Source organism: Plantibacter sp. M259 (genome assembly GCF_006065115.1).
GTDB lineage: Bacteria > Actinomycetota > Actinomycetes > Actinomycetales > Microbacteriaceae > Plantibacter > Plantibacter auratus.
In genome coordinates this window covers 3695384-3710321 of the sequence record NZ_CP040750.1, presented here as the reverse complement: position 1 = coordinate 3710321, position 14938 = coordinate 3695384, and the positions used below count along the sequence as shown (strand labels likewise).

Sequence of the window (14938 nt, the reverse complement as noted above, 5' to 3'; positions counted from 1 at the left end):
GCTACCGCTCGGTATCCGCCGGTCCAAGGGGTTGATCCGTGCTCCCAGCACCCTGCGAGTCTCCGCGACTGCCGAGTCCGCGACGCCTCGGCTTGCCGAGGAGGGAGGCGGGAGCGATCGCGAGATCGCCGAACCGGCTCGCGACCCGGTCGATCGTCTGCTCGGCTTCACGCCACTCCTCGTCCGGGTCCCAGAGCCCGGCACCGGCCTCATCGGCGGGGACGAGCTGGTCGACCTTCACCCCGACGAGGCGCACGAGGCGTCCGCCGCGATCGAGGTCGTCGAACAGCGACGCCGCCTCGTCGTAGACCCGACGCCCGACGTTCGTGGCCTCGCCGATGGTGCGCGACCGGGTGACGACGCTGAAGTCCGCATAGCGGACGCGGATGCTGATCGTCCGTCCGGCGTAGCCGCCCTTCCGGAGCCGGATCGCGACGAGGCCGGCGAGATTCAGCAGCTCGCGCTTGAGGATGGTCGGGTCCGAGACGTCCGTCGGGAAGGTCACCTCGTGGCTGACGCTCTTCTCGCGTCGTGCCAGCTCGATGCCGCGCGGATCGATCCCGTTCGCGAGCTCGAGGAGTCGGCGACCAGAGGCCTCACCGACCGCGCGCTGGAGCATCGACAGCGGGGTGGAGGCGAGCTGACCGATGGTCCGGATGCCCCGGTTCGTCAGCTGCTCCTCCGTCCGACCACCGACGCCCCACAGCGCACCGACCGGCAACGGATGGAGGAACGCCAGGGTCTCGTCGGCTGGTACGACCAGCAGACCGTCGGGCTTCGACAGGCCGGAGGCGAGCTTCGCGACGTACTTCGTCGACGCCAGGCCGACCGAGCACGGCAGGCCGGTCGCGTCGAGGACCCGCTGCTTCACGAGCGCGGCGATCGTCCGCGGGCTCCCGAGCAACCGGACCGCGCCGGACACGTCGAGGAACGCCTCGTCGATGCTCAGCGGCTCGACGAGCGGCGTCACCGACTCGAAGACCTCCATCACCCGGTCGGAGTACTCGCGGTACCTGCCGTGGTGGGGCGGCAGCACGACGGCGCTCGGACAGAGGCGCATCGCCTGGGACACCGGCATCGCCGCGCGCACGCCGTACCGGCGAGCCTCGTAACTGGCGGAGGTGACGACCGACCGCCCCTCCTTGTTTCCCACGATGATCGGCAGACCGCGCAGCTCGGGCCGTTCCAAGAGCTCGACCGAGACGAAGAACGCGTCCATGTCGACGTGGAGGATGGGGGTACCGCTGTCGTCGGCATCGTGCGCCGAGACGCGACGAGACGCTCCATCCTGCCGACTCATGCATCCATTGTCGCAGTCGCCTCCGACACGCTCTCCACAGGGGCCGAGGCGGGAGGGCCCGGCGACGCTAGGCTGTCCGGCGATGAGTACGCGAACGCGCACCGGGTCGGCCCCGGCGGTCCCAGACCTCTCCGGGCGGGACCTCGCCCTCGACCTCGTGCGCGTCGCGTGCGTCGTGACGGTCGTCATCGTCCACCTCCTGATGGTCGCGGTGGCGGTCGAGCCGGACGGCACGATCGGCATCTCCCGAGCGTTGGAGCAGCAGCCGTGGTTCGACACGGGTACCTGGTTCGGCCAGATCATGCCGCTGTTCTTCATCGTGGGCGGCTTCGCGACGATCACCGGCTGGCGCAGCACCGTCCGACGTGGTGGCGGGACCAGCGACTTCCTCCGGTCCCGGGTGTTCCGACTCGCTCTGCCGACGATCCCGGTCCTGCTCTTCCTCGCCGTCGGACTGTGGCTCGCCGGGGCGCTCGGTGTCGACCCCGCCATCATCGAGGCCGTCGCCGCAGGCGTCGGGTCCCCGCTCTGGTTCCTGGCCGCCTACCTGCTGTGCCAGGCGGTCGCGCCGTTCCTCGCCACCTGCCACGACCGCCACCCCTTCCTGACCTGTGCGGCACTGCTGGCCGGCGTGATCCTCGTCGACGTCGTCCGGTACTCGACCGGTCTCCTGGGCATCGGTCTCGTCAACCTGGTGTTCGTCTGGCCGCTGCTGCAGCAGTTCGGGTTCTTCCTGGCCGACGGACGTCTCCGCTCCGTTCCGCGCCTCGTCCTCGTGGCCGTGGTGCTCGTCTCCTACGGTGCGCTCGTGCCGATCACGACCTGGCTGCCGTACTCGACCAGCATGCTCGGCAACCTCAACCCTCCGACCCTCCCCCTCGTCGTCCTCGGCGTCGGGCAGCTCGCCCTGCTCGCCCTGGTGCACCCGCTGCTCACCGCCATCATGCGGACCCGCGCCGCGCGAGCGGTCGTCTTCCTCATCGGGTCCCGGCTGATGACGGTGTACCTCTGGCATCTCCCCCTGATCATCGCGGTCGCCGGTCTTCAGCTCGCCCTCGGCATCCCCTTCGCGGAACCGCTGAGCGCGGCATGGTGGTGGACCCGACCGGTCGTACTGCTCGTCGTCGCGGTCCTGCTCGCGGGCGTCGGCACACTCCTCGGCCGCGTCGAGCACCCTCGCAAGCTGCGCCTCGACCCGGAGCGCAAGCCGGCATACGTCGCCGTGTGGATCGCGCTCACGAGCGCCTTCATCATGCCCTTCGCGGAGATCTCCCACCCGCTCACCGCCGCGATGGCGGCTGCCGGCGCTGTCGGCTCGATCATCGCGGTCGTGCTCCTGAACCCGACCCGTCGGCCGGTCGAGCGCGTCGCGAGCGGATCAGACCAGGCCGTGGACCAGCGGTCGTAGCCACTCGCGGAAGGCCTCCCGGTCGTCTCGGAGCGACTCGCTGACCACGATCGTGTCGGGCGCGACCACCCAGGCCCCCGGTCGGCAGATCGGGAGCACCTCGAGGTCCAACCGGAACGAGCTGGATTGCCGGCGCAACTCGAACTGACGCTCGCGGATGAGTTCGTAGACGTCGGTGAGACGGCTCGGCGATCGACCTGCGAGCGCGCGTTCGTACTCACGGATACGAGCCGACGCCCATTGGTGCGCCTCGTCGTACGCCCGGTAGGCGAGCTCCTGCAGGTCGAGGGCTCGATCGAACACCTCGAAGTGTGGTGGACGGACCTCGGCCATGAAGAGGCGCGTGTCGCGACGAGCGATCCCGGTCCACCAGCCGTCGAACTGGACCGCGAGCGCGTCGAGGTCGAGGCCGGCGACATCGATCCGCTCCAGCCCCGGTGTGACTGCGGGAAGCTGCGCGACGCATCGGTCCCCGAGCCCTGCCATGTCGCGGAACGCGAGCGCCAGCATGAGGGCCATCGGAGCGTCTTCCGTGACCTGCCACCGCATGGTGCCTTCGACCAGCATGGCGGAAGTGTATGCCGGGCCAGCAGTCGGCACCAGGGCTTCCCCTGGCCGACGACATCGGGCCCGAGCCGCCGTCGTCGACGGTGGCTCGGGCCCGAGGGTGCAGCAGTGACCGCTACTGCGAGGCGCGCTCCAGGACGAGTTCGCGCACACGTGCCGCATCGGCCTGTCCGCGCATGGCCTTCATCACGGCGCCGATGACCGCGCCGGCCGCCTGGACCTTACCGTCGCGGATCTTGGCGAGGACGTCCGGCTGAGCGGCCAGTGCCTCGTCGATGGCGGCGATCAGCGGACCGTCGTCGGACACGAGCGCGAGACCGCGAGCGTCGATGACCTCCTGAGGAGTGCCCTCCCCGTCGATGACGCCCTCGAGCACCTGGCGCGCGAGCTTGTCGTTGAGCGTTCCCTCCTCGACGAGCGCAGCGAGTGCCGCGACGTGCTCGGGCGACACGAGGCTCGTCGCCTCGACGTCGCGCTGGTTCGCGATCCGCGAGATCTCACCCGTCCACCACTTCCGTGCGGCGGCCGGAGCGGCACCGGCCTCGACGGTGGCCGTGATCTCGTTCAGCAGACCACCGTTCACGACGTCCTGGAACTCCAGGTCGGTGAAGCCCCACTCGCTCTTCAGCCGGCGACGACGGACGGCCGGCTGCTCGGGCAGGGCCGCTCTGAGTTCCTCGATGAGTTCGGGCGACGGCACGACCGGGAGCAGGTCGGGCTCCGGGAAGTACCGGTAGTCGTCGGCATCGCTCTTCGGCCGGCCGGCGGACGTCGCACCGGTGTCCTCGTGCCAGTGCCGCGTCTCCTGGACGATGGATCCGCCGTCCTTGAGGATCGCCGCCTGCCGCTGGATCTCGTAGCGGACGGCGCGCTCGACGGAACGCAGGGAGTTGACGTTCTTCGTCTCCGTGCGCGTACCGAGCTTCTCCTGGCCGCGCGGGCGCAGCGAGATGTTGGCGTCGCAGCGGAGGTTCCCGCGCTCCATCTTCGCGTCGGAGATGCCGAGCGCCACGACGATGTCGCGGATCGCGGAGACGTAGGCCTTCGCGATCTCGGGCGCCCGGTGCTCGGTGCCGTAGATCGGCTTCGTGACGATCTCGACGAGCGGCACACCCGCGCGGTTGTAGTCGACGAGCGAGTACTCGGCACCCTGGATACGGCCGGTGGAACCGCCGATGTGCGTGAGCTTGCCGGCGTCCTCCTCCATGTGCGCGCGCTCGATCGGCACCGTGACGATGGTCCCGTCGGCCAGCTCGACGTCGACCGAGCCCTCGAAGGCGATCGGCTCGTCGAACTGTGAGATCTGGTAGTTCTTCGCGAGGTCGGGGTAGAAGTAGTTCTTCCGCGCGAACCGGCTCGAGGGTGCGATCGAGCAGCCGAGGGCGAGCCCGAGGCTGATCGAGTACCGCACCGCCTGCTCGTTCACGACCGGGAGCGACCCGGGCAGACCGAGGCAGACCGGCGAGATGTTCGTGTTCGGAGCGTCGCCGAAGCCGTTCGGCGCCGAGGAGAACATCTTCGTCTTGGTGTTCAGCTCGACGTGCACCTCGAAGCCGAGCACCGGCTCGTACAGTTCGAGGGCTTCTTCGTAGGAGAGGAGCTTGTCCTTGGCCATGGGTTACCGACCTCCGAGAGCGGGTGCCTGCGAGATGAGGGTGTGCCCCCACGTCGATTCGAGGAGCGCCTCGAGGGCGGCGCCGACCCGGTAGAGCCTGGCGTCCTCCCGTGCTGGCGCCATGAACTGGATGCCGACGGGCAGACCGTCTTCCGGGGCGAGACCGATCGGCACGCTGATGCCGGGCACGCCGGCGAGGTTCGCCGGGATGGTGGTGACGTCGTTCAGGTACATCGCCAGCGGGTCGTCGATGCGCTCGCCCAGCTTGAACGCCGTCGTCGGGGCGCTCGGGCTCACGAGGACGTCGACCTGGTCGAACGCCGCCGCGAAGTCGCGCTGGATGAGCGTCCGGACCTTCTGGGCGCTGCCGTAGTATGCGTCGTAGTAGCCCGCGCTGAGCGCGTACGTGCCGAGGATGATCCGTCGCTTCACCTCGGGACCGAAACCGGCCTCGCGCGTTGCGGACATGACCTGCTCGACCGTGCCGCCACCCTCGGGCGTGACCCGCATGCCGAAGCGCACCGAGTCGAACTTCGCGAGGTTGCTCGACGCTTCGGCGGGGAGGATGAGGTAGTAGGCGGCGACGGCGTACTCGAAGTTCGGAGCGGAGACCTCGACGATCTCGGCACCGTTCGCCTCGAGTACCGCGAGCGCCTCCTGGAAGCGGCTCTTCACGCCGGCCTGGAAGCCCTCACCGTTGAGCTCGGTGACGACGCCGACCCGGAGGCCGCGCAGCACGTCGCCGCGCGCGCCCTCGCGGGCCGCAGCGGCCATCGACGGCCAGGCGTCGCGGAGCGAGGTGGAGTCGAGGGCGTCGTGCCCGGCGATGACGTCGTGGAGGAGGCCCGAGTCGAGGACCGTGCGGCTGACCGGCCCGACCTGGTCGAGCGAGGAGGCGAGTGCGATCGCCCCGTAGCGGCTGACCGCGCCGTAGGTCGGCTTCACGCCGACCGTGCCGGTCACGTGCGCCGGCTGGCGGATGGACCCGCCGGTGTCGCTGCCGAGGGCGATGGGCGCCTCGAACGCGGCGACCGCGGCAGCGGAGCCACCACCGGAACCGCCGGGGATGCGGTCGAGGTCCCACGGGTTGTGGGTCGGGCCGTACGCGGAGTGCTCCGTGCTCGAGCCCATGGCGAACTCGTCCATGTTCGTCTTGCCGAGCGGCACGAGACCGGCGGCACGCGACCGGGCGACGACGGTCGCGTCGAACGGTGACAGGTATCCCTCGAGGATCTTGCTCCCCGAGGTGGACGGCATGTCCGTCGTGACCAGCACGTCCTTGATGGCGAGCGGGACGCCCGCCAGCTCGCCGAGGTCCTCACCCGCGGCACGGCGTGCGTCGATGTCGGCGGCGACGTCGAGTGCGTGGTCCGACACGTGGAGGAAGGCGTGGACGTCGCCGTCGACCTGCGCGATGCGGTCGAGGTGCGCCTGGGTGGCTTCGACGCTGGAGACCTCGCGAGCGCGGAGCTTGCTCGACAGCTCGGCTGCCGTGAGACCGATCAACCCGCTCACTGCTCCTCCCCCAGGATCGCCGACACCTTGAAGCGACCGTCGGCCGACTCCGGCGCGTTCTGCAGCGCCTGCTCCCGCGTGAGCGTGTTGCCGACGACGTCGTCGCGGTACACGTTCTCGAGCGGGATCGGGTGGCTCGTCGCCGGGACGTCAGGCGTGGCCACCTGCTGCACCTTCTGGATGTTGTCCACGATGGAGTCGAGCTCCGTCGTGAGGTGGGCGATCTCGTCCTGGCTCAGGGCGATTCGAGCGAGGTTCGCGAGATGCGCGACCTGCTCGGTAGTGATTTCCGACATGCGTCTCCCGTACGTGTAGCGGTGGCGGTCGCTCCAGTCTATTCGCCAGGGACGTGGTCGTCCGTCGGGCTCCGCCCCTACAGTGGGACGGTGACCCAGAACGACTCGAGCAGCCGTCCCCGTCCCCCGCACGAGCGTCCCTGGCTCGCGAGCTACGCCGCCGACGTGCCGGACGACATCCCTGAGCAGACCGGCAGCCTCGGCGACCTCGTCGAAGCCTCCGCCGCGAGCTACCCGGACGCCGTCGCGCTGGAGTTCTTCGGGTCGACGACCACCTACACGGAGCTCGAGGCGCTCATCGCCCGTGCCGCCGCCGGCCTGCGCGCACTCGGTGTCCGGGCGGGAGACCCCGTCGCCCTCATGCTCCCGAACTGCCCGCAGCACATCGTCGCGTTCTACGCGGTCCTCAGGCTGGGCGCCGTCGTCATCGAGCACAACCCGCTCTACACCCCCCAAGAGCTCCGCCACCAGTTCGAGGACCACCGCGCGACGTTCGCGATCGTCTGGGACAAGGTCGCCGAGCACCTGCAGGACTTCCCGGCCGACCTGGCGGTGCACTCGCTCGTGACGATCGACGTGACCCGGGCGATGCCGCTCCACATGCGCGCTGCTCTCCGTCTGCCCATCCCGAAGGCGAGAGCCTCGCGGGCTCAGCTCACCGCGCCGGTCTCGGGCACCGTGCGGTGGGAGCAGCTCCTGACCTCGGGGCCGCTGCCGGCGAGCCATCCGAAGCCCGCGACCGACGCCCTCGCACTCATCCAGTACACGAGCGGGACGACGGGCTCGCCCAAGGGGGCCGCACTCACCCACGGCAACCTGCTCGCGAACGCGGCGCAGTCCCGCGCCTGGGTGCCCACGGTCAAGCGCGGGGAAGCCGTCGTCTACGCGGTGCTCCCGATGTTCCACGCCTACGGCCTGACGCTCTGCCTGACCTTCGCCATGAGCATGGGCTCGCGCCTCGTCCTCTTCCCGAAATTCGACCCGGCGCTCGTCCTCAAGGTCATGAAGAAGCGACCGCCGACCTTCCTGCCCGCCGTCCCGCCCATCGCCGACCGACTCCTGACCGCGGCGACCGAGCAGGGTGTGTCACTGCAGGGCACCGAGATCGCCATCTCGGGCGCGATGCCGCTGCCGCACGACCTCGTCGTCCCGTTCGAAGCCGCGTCCGGCGGCTTCCTCGTCGAGGGATACGGGCTCTCCGAGTGCTCACCAGTCATCTCCGCGAACCCGGTCTCGACCGCACGGAAGCCCGGGACCATCGGCCTCCCGCTGCCGAGCACCGAGGTGCGCGTCGTGGATCCCGACGATCCGGAGACCGACCGTCCGGCCGGCGAGGCGGGCGAGCTGCTCGTCCGCGGCCCGCAGGTGTTCCACGGCTACTACAACAAGCCCGAGGAGACCGCCGCCGTCCTGCTCCCAGGAGGCTGGTTCCGCACCGGTGACATCGTGTCGATCGACGAGGAGGGGTTCATGACCGTCGTCGACCGGATCAAGGAGCTCATCATCACCGGCGGGTTCAACGTGTCGCCGAGCGAGGTCGAGCAGGTCCTCCGCGGGCACGCGTCCGTCGCCGACGCCGCCGTCGTCGGGCTCCCCGATCCCCACTCCGGCGAGCAGGTCGTCGCGGCCGTCGTCGCGGCTCCCGGTGCCACCGTGGATCCGGATGCCCTCCGCGCCTGGGCACGGGAGATCCTCACCCCGTACAAGGTGCCGAAGCGGGTCGTCGTCGTCGACGAACTCCCGAAGTCCCTCATCGGCAAGGTGCTGCGCCGCCAGGTCCGCGACGAGCTGCTGCAGGCCGACGCGGGCTGAGCTCAGTCGGTCGGCGCCTCGTCGGCGGACGCTGCGTCCTCGGCCTCATCCTCGGCCGGTGCGTCCGGCTCGCCGAGCGCTGCCGGACCCTCCGAGACGAGCAGGGCGAACTGCTCGGCGTCGATGATCCGCAGACCCAGTGCTTCGGCCTTCGCGAGCTTCGACCCGGCACCCGGGCCGGCGGCGACGAAGTCGGTCTTCTTCGAGACGCTCGACGCCGCCTTCCCGCCCGCCTGCACGATCGCCTCCAGCGCACCCTCCCGGGTGAAGCCCTCAAGCGAACCGGTGGCGACGACGGTGACACCGGACAGCACGCCGCCGGCCGCGACCGCCGCGCCGGGCCCCGGGTGTCCGGGTGTCGCCCACTGCACGCCCGCCGCAGTCCACTCCTCGACGATCTCGCGATGCCAGTCGACCTCGAACCAGGCGATGAGCGCGTCGGCGATGATCCCGCCGACGCCGTCGACCTCTGCGAGCTCGTCGCGGGTGGCCGCGCGGATGGCGTCGAGCGAACCGAAGTACTCCGCGAGTGACCGGGCGGCGACCGGGCCGACGTGGCGGATGTTCAATGCCACGAGCAACCGTGCGAGCGGGCGGGTCTTCGCGCCGTCGAGGTTGGCGAGGAGTTCGATCGCGTTCTTGGACGGTACCGAGGACTCGTCGCCGTCGAACTCGGCCGCGGCCGGATCGTGCACGCCGTCCTTCTTGGCGCGTCGGCGGCGGAAGGGCGTGACGCGCTTCTCGGATCCGTCCTCGTTGAGCTTGGGCAGCCCGGTCTCGTTGTCGCGGACGATCACCGTCACCGGGAAGATGTCGGCCATCGTGAGCGAGAAGAGTCCGGCCTCGGTCGTCAGCGGTGGTTCCGCGGGCTCCACCGGCTGGGTGAGCGCCGCTGCCGCCACCTCGCCGAGCGCCTCGACGTCGAGCGCGCCACGGGAGCCGATGTGCTCGACGCGTCCGCGCACCTGCGCCGGGCAGCTCCGCGCGTTCGGGCAGCGCAGGTCGATGTCGCCCTCCTTCGCGGGGGCAAGGGTGGTACCGCACTCGGGGCAGTGCTCGGGCATGACGAACTCGCGCTCCGATCCGTCACGCAGCTCGACGACCGGGCCGAGGACCTCCGGGATGACGTCGCCGGCCTTCCGGAGGACGACGGTGTCGCCGATGAGCACCCCCTTCGCCTTCACGACGTCCTGGTTGTGCAGCGTCGCCTGACGGACCTCACTGCCGGCCACGAGCACCTTCTCCATGACGGCGAACGGGGTGGCGCGACCGGTGCGCCCGACGCTCACGACGATGTCGAGGAGCTTCGTGTTCACCTGCTCGGGCGGGTATTTGTAGGCGATGGCCCAACGCGGAGCACGACTCGTCGCGCCGAGCTCGCCGTGGAGCGCGAGATCGTCGACCTTCACGACGACGCCGTCGATCTCGTGCTCGACGCTGTCGCGGTGGGCGCCGAAGTACTCGATGAACTCCGCCGCACCGGTCGCCTCGTCGTGAACCCGGTAGTGCGAGGAGGTCGGGAGCCCCCAGCTGTGCAGCAACTCGTAGACCTGTGACTGCCGGGCGACGGGCGGCTGTTCCCACGCGCCGATGCCGTGGACGAGCATCTGCAGTCGGCCGAGCCGGTCGTGCATGAGTGCGAGCTGGGCCGGGTTCTTGCTCTCCGCCTTCTGGCGCAGGGAACCGCTCGCCGCGTTGCGCGGGTTGGCGAAGACCCGTTCACCGGCCGCCGCCTGGTTGGCGTTCAGTTCGCGGAAGGCCTCGACCGGGAAGAAGATCTCGCCCCGGACCTCGACGACCTCCGGGAACTCGACCTCGGGGTCGGACGACGTCAGGCGCTCGGGGATGGAACGGATGTACCGCACGTTCTCCGTGACGTCCTCGCCGACGACGCCGTCGCCGCGCGTGGCCGCGCTCACGAGGCGGCCGCGCTCGTACCGGAGGTTGATGGCGAGGCCGTCGATCTTCAGTTCGCAGAGGTACTGGACGGACCCTCCGGCGTCGCGCTCGACCTTGGCGGCCCAGGCGAGGAACTCCTCGATCGAGAAGACGTTGTCGAGGCTGAGCATGCGCTCGAGGTGCGTGACCGGGGCGAACAGCGTGGTCTCGGCACGCCCGCCGACGGTCTGGGTGGGGCTGTCCTGGCTCTGCAGCTCGGGGAACAGACGCTCGAGCTCCTCGAGCCGCCGGAGCATCGCGTCGTACTCCTCGTCGGAGGCGAGCGACTCGTCGCGCTCGTAGTACGCGTCGCGGAGCTCGAGGATGCGCGAGGTGAGTTCCTCGGCCTCGGTCGATGCCTGCTGGAGGGTCTGTCCGGTGCTGTTCGCCACGGCGTCCAGTCTACGATCGGCGTCCGACACCGGCGGGCGCTTGACACCCGGCACGTCCTCCCAGATGTGCGCAACGGGGTCGGGACGGGTCTCATCGAGGAGTATGGTGTCGCAGTGCCGCAGGAACCATGCGCGCGGAATCGGAGGAACCATGTCCCAGTCCAGCAGTCCGGGAACGGGGGCGGCTCCTACCAGCAAGCAGCTGACCGCGCGCGTCATCGGCATCTCCGTCTCGGCCGCGGTCGGTGGCTTCCTCTTCGGATTCGACTCCTCCGTGGTGAACGGCGCGGTCGACGCGATGCAGGACCACTTCGCGCTCAGTGAGGCGCTCATCGGCTTCGCGGTCGCGTCAGCGCTGCTCGGTTGCGCGCTCGGCGCCTACCTCGCGGGCCGGATCGCAGACAGCCGCGGCCGCATCTTCACGATGCTGCTCGGTGCAGGCCTGTTCTTCATCTCCTCCTTCGGAGCCGGCTTCGCCTTCTCCCCCTGGGACCTCGTCATCTGGCGCATCGTCGGCGGGCTCGGTATCGGCATCGCCTCGGTCGTGGCTCCGGCGTACATCGCCGAGATCGCGCCGAGCGCCATCCGCGGCCGTCTCGCCTCGCTGCAGCAGCTCGCCATCACGCTCGGCATCTTCGCCGCGCTCCTGTCCGACTCCGTCCTGGCGGGCGCCGCCGGCGGCGCCTCGAACCCGCTGTGGTTCGGCGTCGAGGCCTGGCGCTGGATGTTCATCGCCTGCGCACTCCCGGCCGTGGTCTACGGCGTGCTCGCGATGCGGCTCCCCGAGTCGCCCCGGTTCCTCGTCCGCAAGGGCAAGTCGGACGAGGCCCGTCGCATCTTCGCGACCGTCTGGCCGCAGGAAGAGGTGGATCGCGCCGTCAAGCTCGCCGAGCAGGCGGTGAAGGACGATGAGCAGCAGAAGAAGGCGACCCTCTGGGGCGGACGCTTCGGGCTCCTACCGATCGTCTGGATCGGCATCATCCTGTCGATCTTCCAGCAGTTCGTCGGCATCAACGTGATCTTCTACTACTCGACGACGCTGTGGAAGGCCGTCGGGTTCCAGGAGTCCGACTCGCTCCTCATCTCGGTCATCACCTCCGTGACGAACGTCGCGGTCACCGTCGTCGCCATCCTGCTCGTGGACCGCATCGGTCGACGGCCGATCCTCCTCGCGGGTTCCATCGGCATGACGGTTTCGCTCGGCGCGATGGCGATCGCGTTCACGCAGTCGGTCACCGACAGCGCCGGCGAAGTGTCGCTCCCGCAGCCGTGGGGCACGATCGCCCTCGTGGCCGCGAACGTGTTCGTCGTCGCGTTCGGCGCGTCGTGGGGACCGCTCGTCTGGGTGCTTCTCGGCGAGATCTTCCCGAACCGCCTGCGCGCGAAGGCACTCGGTGTCGCGGCGATGGCGCAGTGGATCGCGAACTTCCTCATCACGGTCAGCTTCCCGGCCCTCGCCGCGTTCTCCCTGCCGGTGACCTACGGCATGTACGCGCTGTTCGCGCTCCTCTCGTTCGTCTTCGTCCTCGCGAAGATCCCCGAGACGAACGGCCTGACGCTCGAGGAGGCTGAGACCCTCTTCGTCAAGAAGCCCAAGAAGTCCAAGGCGGGCGCACAGACCCGATCCTGACGACCGACGCGGAACGCCCGACGAGCCTGGCTCGTCGGGCGTTCCGTCGTTCCGGGGCCTCAGGCGGAGGCGGCGGCTCCGACGGGCACCGCACTGACGGTGCGGTCGATCGTGAACTGGCCGAGGACGCGCGTCCCGCTGTACAGCACGGCGGTCTGTCCAGGAGCGACGCCGTCGAGTGGCGTCTCCGGGTGGACGACGAGCTCGCCGTCGACGAGCGTCAGCGCGGCGGGGACCGGGTCGGCGTGCGCGCGGATCTGGACGTCGCACGGGATCGGTGAGACACCGACCTCCGGCGCCCTCCCCGCCCAGGTGAAGCGCGAACCGGCGATCTCGCCGATGGCGAGCGCCTCCTTCGGCCCGACGACGACCGTGTTGTCCTTCGGGCGCACCTCGAGGACGAAGCGCGGACGTCCATCCGGCGCCGGCACGCCGAGGTGCAGGCCCTTGCGCTGGCCGACGGTGAAGGCGTGGGCGCCCTCGTGCGAACCGACGACGGCTCCGTCGCGGTCGAGGACCTGGCCGGTCTCGGTGCCGACCCGCTCCCCCAGCCAGCCCTTCGTGTCGCCGTCGGGGATGAAGCAGATGTCGTGGCTGTCGGGCTTGTTCGCCACCGTGAAGCCGCGCTCCGCGGCCTCGGCTCGGACCTCGGCCTTCGACGGTGTCGCGCCGAGCGGGAACATCGAGTGCGCGAGCTGTTCGGCGGTGAGCACGCCCAGGACGTACGACTGGTCCTTGGCCCAGGCACTCGCGCGGTGCAGCTCACGATCGCCCTCGGGGCTCGTGACGATCGTGGCGTAGTGACCGGTCACGACCGCGTCGAACCCGAGGTCGAGCGCCTTCTCGAGCAACGCCGCGAACTTGATCTTCTCGTTGCAACGCATGCACGGGTTCGGGGTCCGGCCGGCGCGGTACTCGGCGATGAAGTCGTCCACCACGTCGAGCTTGAAACGCTCCGAGAAGTCCCACACGTAGTACGGGATGCCGATCAGGTTCGCCGCACGCTGGGCGTCCATCGAGTCCTCGATGGTGCAGCACCCGCGACTGCCGGTCCGGAGCGTGCCCGGCATCCGGCTGAGCGCCAGGTGGACGCCGACCACCTCATGGCCTGCGTCGACGGCGCGCGCCGCTGCCACGGCGGAGTCGACTCCGCCACTCATCGCTGCCAGAACTTTCACCGGGCAAGTCTACGCGCCAGCCGCTGGACGGCCACCCGCAAGCGCTGACGGGACGGCTGCTCAGGGACGAGCGCCCAGCGCCGTGTCGCGGTCGGCGGAACCGGCCCGACTCGCCTGCGCGTACGCGCGCGGCAGCGCATGGAGGAAGTCGTCCACGTCCGCCTCGGTCGTCGTCCGGCCCAGCGTGATCCGGAGGACCGATCGGGCCTCCGTCTCCGGGCGTCCCATCGCGAGCAGGACATGCGACGGTTCCGGTACGCCGGCCTGGCAGGCGGAACCCGTCGAGACCGCCACCCCTGCGAGGTCGAGGAGGAAGAGCATCGAGTCCCCCTGGGCGCCGGGGAACACGAAGTTCGCGTTCGACGCGAGTCGCTCGCTGGGATCACCCGTCAGCTCGGCCTCCGGAACGGTCGCCCGCACGCCGGCCACGAGTCGGTCGCGCAAGGCGCCGAGGCGCTCCTGCTCCGCTGCTCGTTCGAGCGCCATGAGCTCTGCGGCGACGGCGAACCCGACGGCTGCCGCGACGTCCTGCGTGCCGGAGCGGAGTCCGCGCTGCTGTCCGCCACCGTGCTGCAATGGCTCCACCACGGCGGCGCGGCTCACGACCAGCGCTCCGATCCCCACGGGACCACCGATCTTGTGCGCGGAGACGCTGAGCGCGACGAGACCACTGGCACCGACGGATCCGGATGCGGCGCGAAGGTCGGCGAGGTCGATGGGGAGGTGTCCGTATGCCGAGACCGCATCCAGGTGGAACGGCACCTCGGCCGCTGCGGCGAGCGCCGCCAGCCGGACGACGGGCTGGATGGTGCCGACCTCGTTGTTCGCCCAGAGTGCCGTCGCCACGGCGATGTCGGGGCCGTGGTCGGCGAAGCGCTCGGCCGCCGTGTCGAGTGAGACCCGGCCGAGGTCGTCGAGCGGGATCCAGAGCGGGGACGCCCCCTCGTGGCGCTCGAGCCATTCGACGGTGTCGAGCGTGGCGTGGTGCTCGCCTGCCGGTGCGAGTACGGCGGCGCGGCGTCGATCCTGCTGGCGGTGCCAGTAGAGCCCCTTGAGGGCGAGGTTGATGGATTCGGTTCCGCCTGAGGTGAAGACGAGTTCGATGGGGTCGCACCCGAGAGTCGCTGCGACCCGCTCACGCGCCTCTTCGAGGAGGCGGCGGGCCTGCTGCCCGGGGCCGTGGATGGAGGCGGGGTTGCCGACGGTCGCCATCGCGGACGCGTAGGCCTCGATCACCTCGGATCGCACCGGGGTCGTCGCGGCGTGGTCCAGGTACACCACCATGCC

At 70.1% G+C, this 14938-nt stretch carries 11 protein-coding genes; 3 read left to right on the top strand and 8 right to left on the bottom strand.

The annotated features are described in order from the left end of the window. Nucleotide 1: 1 nt before the first annotated feature. Entirely contained in the window at nt 2-1300 is a 1299-nt protein-coding gene (gene dinB, locus FGL15_RS17335) for a DNA polymerase IV (protein ID WP_138946853.1), read from the bottom strand. Between the two features lie 82 nt (nt 1301-1382). Between dinB and FGL15_RS17330 the strand changes: the two genes are divergently transcribed. Continuing rightward, nucleotides 1383-2708, top strand: a complete 1326-nt coding sequence (locus FGL15_RS17330) for an acyltransferase (RefSeq protein WP_138946852.1) — start codon at nt 1383-1385, stop codon at nt 2706-2708. Here FGL15_RS17330 and FGL15_RS17325 read toward each other — a convergent pair. From FGL15_RS17325 to gatC, 4 genes are all read right to left on the bottom strand, one after another. Continuing rightward, nucleotides 2679-3275, bottom strand: coding sequence for a hypothetical protein (locus FGL15_RS17325; protein WP_138946851.1), 597 nt, complete (start codon nt 3273-3275; stop codon nt 2679-2681). The two genes, FGL15_RS17330 and FGL15_RS17325, sit on opposite strands and share 30 nt — an antisense overlap. Before the next feature lie 115 nt (nt 3276-3390). Then, nucleotides 3391-4890, bottom strand: coding sequence for an Asp-tRNA(Asn)/Glu-tRNA(Gln) amidotransferase subunit GatB (gatB, locus tag FGL15_RS17320; protein WP_138946850.1), 1500 nt, complete (start codon nt 4888-4890; stop codon nt 3391-3393). A gap of 3 nt (nt 4891-4893) precedes the next feature. Next, the gene (gatA, locus tag FGL15_RS17315; protein WP_137241850.1) at nt 4894-6405 is read right to left on the bottom strand and encodes an Asp-tRNA(Asn)/Glu-tRNA(Gln) amidotransferase subunit GatA; all 1512 of its coding nucleotides are present in this window, start codon (nt 6403-6405) and stop codon (nt 4894-4896) included. After that, complete coding sequence (gatC, locus tag FGL15_RS17310; RefSeq protein ID WP_064295120.1) at nt 6402-6701, bottom strand: Asp-tRNA(Asn)/Glu-tRNA(Gln) amidotransferase subunit GatC; 300 nt, start codon at nt 6699-6701, stop codon at nt 6402-6404. Before gatC ends, gatA begins: the two co-directional genes overlap by 4 nt. Nucleotides 6702-6791: 90 nt before the next feature. Between gatC and FGL15_RS17305 the strand changes: the two genes are divergently transcribed. Further along, entirely contained in the window at nt 6792-8513 is a 1722-nt protein-coding gene (locus FGL15_RS17305) for a long-chain-fatty-acid--CoA ligase (RefSeq protein WP_240773595.1), read from the top strand. Nucleotides 8514-8515: 2 nt separating this feature from the next. On the opposite strand, the gene ligA is transcribed toward FGL15_RS17305, so the two are convergent. Further along, complete coding sequence (ligA, locus tag FGL15_RS17300; RefSeq protein ID WP_138946848.1) at nt 8516-10843, bottom strand: NAD-dependent DNA ligase LigA; 2328 nt, start codon at nt 10841-10843, stop codon at nt 8516-8518. A 151-nt stretch (nt 10844-10994) separates the two neighbouring features. Between ligA and FGL15_RS17295 the strand changes: the two genes are divergently transcribed. Next, complete coding sequence (locus FGL15_RS17295) at nt 10995-12473, top strand: sugar porter family MFS transporter (protein ID WP_079705678.1); 1479 nt, start codon at nt 10995-10997, stop codon at nt 12471-12473. Between the two features lie 59 nt (nt 12474-12532). Here the strand turns inward: FGL15_RS17295 and mnmA are convergent, their stop codons facing one another. After that, entirely contained in the window at nt 12533-13651 is a 1119-nt protein-coding gene (gene mnmA, locus FGL15_RS17290) for a tRNA 2-thiouridine(34) synthase MnmA (RefSeq protein WP_240773594.1), read from the bottom strand. 60 nt (nt 13652-13711) lie between these two features. After that, complete coding sequence (locus tag FGL15_RS17285; RefSeq protein WP_138946847.1) at nt 13712-14935, bottom strand: cysteine desulfurase family protein; 1224 nt, start codon at nt 14933-14935, stop codon at nt 13712-13714. Nucleotides 14936-14938: the final 3 nt, after the last annotated feature.